This window comes from Rhodoferax sp. (assembly GCF_028688795.1).
Taxonomy (GTDB): domain Bacteria; phylum Pseudomonadota; class Gammaproteobacteria; order Burkholderiales; family Burkholderiaceae_C; genus Rhodoferax.
On sequence record NZ_JAQTXM010000079.1, the window covers coordinates 1 to 5,374 of the forward strand.

8 protein-coding genes and 1 pseudogene are annotated in these 5,374 nt (G+C 58.5%); 6 read left to right on the forward strand and 3 right to left on the reverse strand.

From position 1 onward, the window contains the following. Positions 1–986, forward strand: a 986-nt coding sequence (locus tag PHQ58_RS23160) for a tetratricopeptide repeat protein (protein WP_300116169.1), incomplete at its 5' end; no start/stop codon positions are given. 110 nt (positions 987–1,096) lie between these two features. Here the strand turns inward: PHQ58_RS23160 and PHQ58_RS23165 are convergent. Further along, positions 1,097–1,801, reverse strand: coding sequence for a glutathione S-transferase family protein (locus PHQ58_RS23165; RefSeq protein ID WP_300116171.1), 705 nt, complete (start codon positions 1,799–1,801; stop codon positions 1,097–1,099). Positions 1,802–1,992: 191 nt separating this feature from the next. On the opposite strand from PHQ58_RS23165, the gene PHQ58_RS23170 reads away from it, so the two are divergent. From PHQ58_RS23170 to PHQ58_RS23185, 4 genes are all read left to right on the forward strand, one after another. Further along, complete coding sequence (locus PHQ58_RS23170) at positions 1,993–2,316, forward strand: type II toxin-antitoxin system prevent-host-death family antitoxin (RefSeq protein ID WP_300116174.1); 324 nt, start codon at positions 1,993–1,995, stop codon at positions 2,314–2,316. Continuing rightward, entirely contained in the window at positions 2,309–2,797 is a 489-nt protein-coding gene (locus PHQ58_RS23175; RefSeq protein WP_300116177.1) for a DUF3368 domain-containing protein, read from the forward strand. Before PHQ58_RS23170 ends, PHQ58_RS23175 begins: the two co-directional genes overlap by 8 nt. 258 nt (positions 2,798–3,055) lie before the next feature. After that, positions 3,056–3,355, forward strand: coding sequence for a DUF3144 domain-containing protein (locus PHQ58_RS23180; RefSeq protein ID WP_300116179.1), 300 nt, complete (start codon positions 3,056–3,058; stop codon positions 3,353–3,355). A gap of 59 nt (positions 3,356–3,414) precedes the next feature. Then, the gene (locus PHQ58_RS23185; protein ID WP_300116181.1) at positions 3,415–3,678 is read left to right on the forward strand and encodes a hypothetical protein; all 264 of its coding nucleotides are present in this window, start codon (positions 3,415–3,417) and stop codon (positions 3,676–3,678) included. Positions 3,679–3,753: 75 nt separating this feature from the next. On the opposite strand, the gene PHQ58_RS23190 is transcribed toward PHQ58_RS23185, so the two are convergent. Beyond that, complete coding sequence (locus PHQ58_RS23190) at positions 3,754–4,059, reverse strand: NIPSNAP family protein (RefSeq protein ID WP_300116182.1); 306 nt, start codon at positions 4,057–4,059, stop codon at positions 3,754–3,756. 12 nt (positions 4,060–4,071) lie between these two features. Next, the gene (yfcF, locus tag PHQ58_RS23195; RefSeq protein WP_300116183.1) at positions 4,072–4,704 is read right to left on the reverse strand and encodes a glutathione transferase; all 633 of its coding nucleotides are present in this window, start codon (positions 4,702–4,704) and stop codon (positions 4,072–4,074) included. A gap of 105 nt (positions 4,705–4,809) precedes the next feature. On the opposite strand from yfcF, the pseudogene PHQ58_RS23200 reads away from it, so the two are divergent. Beyond that, positions 4,810–5,070, forward strand: a pseudogene (locus tag PHQ58_RS23200) (LysR family transcriptional regulator); the annotation flags it as partial. Between the last annotated feature and the right edge of the window lie 304 nt (positions 5,071–5,374).

Here is a 5,374-nt window from a genome sequence, read left to right on the forward strand (position 1 = left end):
AGCTCGCCACCGATGCCATCGCCATGACCGAGCTGCAAAACATTGCCGAAAGTGTCACCGCCAAACACGCCTTTTTTGTCATGGATGCCTGCTACAGCGGGCTGGGGCTGACACGCGGCGCAGGCAGTGCCAACTTTCTGCGTGACAACGCCAAGCGCCTGGGCCGCCAGATGCTCACCGCCGGTGGGGCTGACCAACTGGTGGCCGACGGCGGGCCCAATGGCCACTCGGTGTTCACCTGGGCTTTGCTGCAAGGCCTGGCCGGCAAGGGCGACCTCAATGGCGACGGCCTGATCACCGCCACGGAACTGGCCGCCTACGTGGCCCCGGCGGTGGCGGCCACCTCGCACCAGACCCCGGCCTTTGGCAGCCTGCCCGGCTCCGAGGGCGGCGACTTCATTTTTGAGCTGCCCAGTGAGGCCGAGTACCTCAGCGCCGACACCAGCCAACTGCCCAGCGAGGCCATTGCTCTGAACAACAAACTCGATGCCACCCGGCCCGCTTTGCCCACCCCGGCGGCAGACAACCAACCCGCCGCCCGCCCAGCGCCCACCCCGGTGCTGGTCAAAGACCTGCAAGGGACCGAGCAAAAAATCACCCCCCCCGCCGCCGTGCCCACCAGCGCCCGGCAACTGGCCCAGCGTGCCAATGACCGTGGCCTGCAGCTCTACCGAGAAAAACACTATGACGAGGCCGAAGCCCAATTCACCGAAGCCCTGAAACTGCGCCCCGACTTTGCCCTGGCAGCCAACAACCTGGGCTTTGTGTTCTACAAACAGGACAAGTTCAAAGAGGCCGCCCGCTGGTTTGACAACGCCATCAAGATCGACCCCTCACGCGCCATTGCCTACCTCAACCTGGGGGATGCCCATGCCAAAGCCGGTGCCAGCGAGGCTGCCAAGAAGGCCTACAACACCTACCTGGCGCTGGCTCCCAACGGGCCGGGGGCGGGACATGTGAAGGAGCAGTTGGCCAAGTTGTTATAAAAATAAGAGCGCCTTGCGCTTTGTTTACCTTGGCTTCAGCCGGATTTAACCATCGTCATGATGCACGCGATGTCACGCCATGGCGGCGACACGTCTGGGCAGTCGGCTCCTCAGGCGTAGTAACGGCTGCGCATGCGCTGGCAATAGGCTTCGAGTTGCGGGTATTGCCGGGCATGTTGCTTGAGCGGTGACTCCAGCGGTGCCCACAGCAGGTTGGCCAGAAAGCCGTAGGCCGTGGCATCCAGCGTGCAGGGCGTATCACCCATGAAGAAGGGCTTGTCAGCCAGAAAATCCGCCAGCGCCGTGATGTCCCGCTGGCCGATGGCATAGATCTCCTGCGCACTGTGGCGGCCCATGCCGTGCCCGTGCAACTCCTGTCGAATGCCGCGCCGTGCCAGCGGCGCAATGATCCACTTCAACGGAGCAGGCATGTCGGCAAAAAAGGTGGCGCGGGTCAGCGCCCACCCCGCAGGCTCGATCCAGCGCGTGTAGACCACCGCCCAGTACAGGTTTTCTTCCAGCAGACGCTGAAAGGCCAAGGCCACGGCACGCTGCTCGGTGCTGAGCCAGGCATCCAGCGGGTTGCCATAAGTGGCTTTGAGGTAGTCGATGATGAAGCTCGAATCCGCCACCACCCGGCCCTTGTCCTCGATGTAAGGCATCTTGCCCTTGGGGGCTTTGCGCATGTCGGCCAGGGTCATGCGTGGTGCATCAAAGGGCAATTGCGCCATACGCAACCAGGTTTCCAGCTTCATGCAAAACGGGCTGGCATTGGGCAGGCCAAAGGCGGGGGCGAACTGGTGCAGCGTGATCAAGGGTGACTCCCTCAGCTTGGTGGATGGCTGGATTGTGCCTGCGGCCTGTTGAGCCAGTCTGCACCGCCAACCGCTGCTTGACGGTGACCATTTCAGCCTGATTTTGTTGCCTATCTGCATCATCCTCCAGTATCGATCGGGAAGCATAATGTGCTATCGTTTGATAGCACAAATTTGACCGGAGCAGACTCATGGAAACTTTCACCATTCGTGATTTACGGGAACGCACAGGCGAACTGGTGCGTGATGCAGAGGCGGGCAAGCTCTCCATCGTCACCAAACACGGTCAGGGGGTTTTTGTGGCCATGCCTTTTGACGAGGACATGCTGCGTTCAGGGGTGCGTGTGGCGCTGGCAGTCAAGCTGTTTGACGAAGAAGCCCTCAGCCTGGGCAAGGCCGCCAAGCTGGCCGGTGTGGCGCAAAGCGAATTCATCAACCATCTGGCTGCCTTGAAAATCCCGCTGGCCCGCTATGGGGCCGATGAGCTGGCGCAAGAGGTGGCGGCCTTTGCGTAAGATTGTCATTGCGGATGCCGGGCCGCTCATCGCTTTTGCCAGGCTGGGGCAGCTTGAACTGCTGAAACAGGTCTTTGAGCAAGTGCTGGTTACCGAAGAAGTGTTGATTGAGTGCACCTGCCGATCAGACTATGCCGAGGCCAGGCCCATCCTGGAGGCAGCCCAAAATCAGGTGATCCAACGCTGCACCGCACCCCCCTCGCATTTTGAATTGGCTTTGCATGTGGACATCGGCGAGGCCAGCGCCATTGCGGCAGCAGTCGAGTGGGGCTGTGGCGTGCTGATGGACGACAAAGCCGGACGGCGCATGGCCAAGAACTTCTGCGTGCCATGCATCGGTACGGTGGGCGTGCTGGTGCTGGCCAAGCAAAAGAATCTGCTGCCAAGCATCAAGCCGCTGCTGGATCAACTCACATCATCCGCTTATTTTTTGGGCGACCACTTGATTGCCAGCGCTTTGGCGGCGGCTGGCGAAAGCTAAAAGGCTGTTGGATTTGCGAATCTTCGAACGCGCTATTTTGCTTACGTCACTGTTCAAGTAACCGGGTAGGCCAATCATTCGGTGCGATGCTTTTCTCAGGTTGATATGACTGTTCAACTAATCGGTAACTCGGCTGCATGCCTTGATGCAAAAGGGTTTGCGCGAATATCGCTCTGCTATTTCGGGGAGACAATCGCCATGTTTTGGAGACACGGGAGAGTCTCTGCATATTGAGTTAACCCGTCAAAGGAGAATGCTGTGCCGAAAGAAGTCGATGACAAGTTTTACGACCGTGCAGATGCGCACATCCACTTGACAAACGATCACTTGGCTGAGATTGGCAGGGGCAAGGCCAGTGCATCTATGCTCTATGCAACGGCAAGGTTCAATGCTTGGGTGAGTGCATGTGGCTTTGCCAACGGTGCCGAGATGAAAAAGGCGAAAACTGAAACGCTCGACTATTTCTTGGAGCAATACCGTTTAATGCTGGAAGAAAACCTTGACGACTACATTCAGAATTTCTCGAAGTTCATGGTTCCCCGCGAGGGCGACGCTTAACATGTTGCTCGACGCGGACACACAGCAGCAGAATGCCGTTTCGCGGTGCTTGCAACGTGATGAACAGCACCAACGTTGACCGCCCATCTTTGTCCATGGACAAGATTCCTATCACTCCCCAAAGTCCATATTGGAACGAAGCGAATGCCGCCCACATGCTATTTGGAACGCCATCCCTTCCAGAGCCGTTGAAAGATGTGGTTGGTGTTAGCGGGCGCAGGCATAACCCGATGCCAGCCACAAATTGTGAATGTTTTAACCCTGTAGCCCTTATCAAACAAGCGCAAACAGCTACTTATTACGTAGCACTCAAAAAAGAGTAAGCGCAGCTCAAGAACTCGGATGCCATCGTTCATTGACCGATCCAACACGCCACAAACCAAGCATCCGCAGCTCACTCACCCAAACACCGGCCTGAAAAAGCTGCGTTCATAGCTGACGATGCAGCGGGTGTCTTCGGCGTATTGAAAGGCCGCCTGGCACTCGGGGTCTTGCAGGGAGCGGGTTCGGTAGTCTTCGTACAGCGCCAGACTGGGAAAGCTGAACATCGCCAGGGCCAAGTTGTTGGCCCCTTCTGAGGGCAGAAAGTAGCCGTGGTGCTGGCCGCCGAACTTTTCCACCAGGGGAATCCAGAGCTTGCCGTAGTGCTCAAACTCCTTGAGCTTGTACGGGTCAATGAGGTAGCGCAGGTAACAGGTGATCATGGCGGGTGTCCCTCATGTCCGTGGCTGTTGCACCCAGTGCTGCACGCTGGGGCGCTGCCATTGCTGGGTGGCGTAGGTTTTGAGGCGTTCGGGCACGGCATCGCCGTTGGCGATCAGGCGCATCAGCATCAGCGCCAGATCGGTGTCGGCAATGCACCAGTTGCCAAACAGGTGGCTGGCCCCTGCAGGCAGCAGTTGTTCGGCCACCCGAAACAACTTGTCGGCCGTCAGTGCGGCAGCGCCCAGCGGGGTGGTGGTGGGCTGGATGAACACGGTGTCGGTGCCGCGCTCGTTGCGCAGAGGCATCAGGTCGCTGCGCAGCCAGGCCTGCACTTGCCGGGCACGGGCGCGCTGTTGCACGTCTTGCGGGTAGACCGCAGAAAAGGCGGGCGGGGCGAAGACTTCTTCCAGATATTCGCTGATGGCGCTGGACTCCGACAACGCAAAACCTTCGTGCACCAGCGTCGGCACACGGGCGGTGAGGGACTGCTGGCGGTACGCGGTCTGCTGGTGTTGCTGCGCGTCCAGATCCAGGCGTTCAGTGACGAACGGGATGCCTTTTTCACGCAAAGTGACATACACCGACATGGCGTAAGGGCTGGTGAACTGGTGGTCGACAAACAGGGTCAGCGGGGTCTGTGGCATGAGGGTGTTCCAAAAAATAAATCGTTCACAAAGTCTATCGGCGCAGTGTCTGGGTGCAAAACGATTTATCTTTGACACCCTTGCTAACAAAACTCACATGAACCCATGACGGATTTACGCCGATTGCCCAACCTGGTGGCCTTGCGCGCCTTTGAGGCTGCCGCCCGGCACCAGAATTTTTCTCGCGCCGCCGATGAAACCCATGTCACCCACGGCGCGGTCAGCCACCAGGTGCGGGCGCTGGAGCAAGACCTGGGCGTGGCGCTGTTCACCCGCCATGGCAAGCGTTTGACGATCACGCCGCAGGGTACGCGGTTTGCGCAAGTGGTGCGCCACGCCCTGCAAGACATCGCCGAGGCCACCCAGGTGCAGGCGTTTCGCCTCTGGCTGCTGGACGAAATTGCCCGCTTTAAGGCGCAGACCGGTGAGGGTGTGGCGTGAAGGGTTGGGGTATTTAAAAATGATAGCGCCTTGCGCAGGTTTTGCCTTACCTTGAGGTCTGTTTGGCCTACAGATTGAGAAACACGCCGCAAGCCTTCTGGGGCCGCTCGTCCAGTAACATCAAGCTCTAAGCGCACATAAAAGAAAAGCGTTTGCAAAACATGTCAATAAACACCCTTCAGGAGGAAGCCTTGGATACTTTGATTTACCCCCACGAACGCAGCTTGAG

Excerpts from the sequence above, each read along its gene's own strand:
- PHQ58_RS23170 (WP_300116174.1), top strand. The coding sequence starts at position 1,993 with ATGGAAACTTTCACCATTCGTGATTTACGGGAACGCACAGGCGAACTG.
- PHQ58_RS23185 (WP_300116181.1), top strand. The coding sequence starts at position 3,415 with ATGAACAGCACCAACGTTGACCGCCCATCTTTGTCCATGGACAAGATT.
- PHQ58_RS23190 (WP_300116182.1), bottom strand. The coding sequence starts at position 4,059 with ATGATCACCTGTTACCTGCGCTACCTCATTGACCCGTACAAGCTCAAG.
- yfcF (WP_300116183.1), bottom strand. The coding sequence starts at position 4,704 with ATGCCACAGACCCCGCTGACCCTGTTTGTCGACCACCAGTTCACCAGC.